The following is a 1134-nucleotide window of genomic DNA, read 5'->3' as shown; positions in this document are numbered from 1 at the left end:
GGCGGCGCCGCGCGTGGCGGCGCAGCGGCGCGGCGACGCGCTCGTCGTGCACAACTACGGCCACGCGGGCAACGGCGTGATGCTGTCCTGGGGCTGCGCCCGCGACGCCGCCGCGCTCGCCCTCGGCGCCGCGCCGTCCGCCTGACGGCACGGTCAGGACACGGCGGTACGCACCAGTTCGGCGAGCTTCTTCTCCACCTCCGGGCTCCACCGCACCAGCGCGAACGACGCCGGCCACATGTCGCCGTCGTCGAGGTTCGCCGCCTCCTGGAAGCCCACCGTCGAGTAGCGGTACTTGAACTTCCCCGCGTCCTGGAAGAACACGACGATCTTGCCGGCGGCGTTGGCGTACGCGGGCATGCCGTACCAGGTCTTCGGCGCCAGCTCCGGCGCGGCGGACATGATCGTCATGTGCACGCGCTCGGCCAGCTCGCGGTCCTCCGGCGCCATCTGCGCGATCCGGTCGAGCACCGCCTGCAGGTCGTCGGCCTTCTTCGCGCCCTTCCTGCCCTCGGCGCGCAGCTCGGCCGCGCGCTCCTTCATCGCGGCGCGTTCCTCGGCAGTGAACCCGTCGGACATCTCGATCCCCCCTCGTGACTCGCGGTCCGCGTGGTGCCGACCGCCTGGCAGCAACGCTATGGCCCGGCGGTGGGCGCCCGCTTCTCGATTCCTGACCACCTGCCGGGACCACGGCGACCCGGCGCGGCACCTACCATCGCCGCCATGGCAACCCGGCTCGTACAGATCAACATGAAGGCACACGACGAGGTCGCGCTCGGTGATTTCTGGGCGAAGGTGCTCGGCTGGGAGATCTCCAGCGAGGAACCCGGCGTGACGAACCTCGAACCCGCGGGCCTCACCTACCCGGACCCCCGCGCCCTCTACGTCGACCTCGTCGTCTCCACCGAGCCCAAGACGGCGAAGAACCGCGTCCACGTCGACCTCGCGACCACCTCGCCCGCGCACCACACGGAGCTGGTCGCGCGCCTGACCGCGCTCGGCGCCACCCCCGCAGACGTGGGCCAGGGCGACGTGCCGTGGACGGTCCTGGCGGACCCGGAGGGCAACGAGTTCTGCGTACGGGAGCCGGACCCGCGGCGCGCGGACACCGGGCCGATCGCCGAGGTGGTGGTC

At 72.3% G+C, this 1134-nt stretch carries 2 protein-coding genes; one reads left to right on the top strand and one right to left on the bottom strand.

Features of this window, described 5'->3' with window-relative positions; all coding sequences use genetic code 11:
- Positions 1-153: 153 nt before the first annotated feature.
- Positions 154-579, bottom strand: coding sequence for an iron chaperone (locus KBX39_RS31705; protein ID WP_043325168.1), 426 nt, complete (start codon positions 577-579; stop codon positions 154-156).
- 144 nt (positions 580-723) lie between these two features.
- Between KBX39_RS31705 and KBX39_RS31700 the strand changes: the two genes are divergently transcribed.
- Positions 724-1134: VOC family protein (locus tag KBX39_RS31700; protein ID WP_282102505.1), on the top strand; the 411-nt coding region annotated here is incomplete at its 3' end.

Origin of the sequence: Micromonospora sp. D75, from assembly GCF_018070405.1 — a bacterium.
GTDB classification, from domain to species: domain Bacteria; phylum Actinomycetota; class Actinomycetes; order Mycobacteriales; family Micromonosporaceae; genus Micromonospora; species Micromonospora chalcea.
Note: the sequence above shows the minus strand (reverse complement) of the source record. Positions and strands in the feature narration are given on the sequence as shown.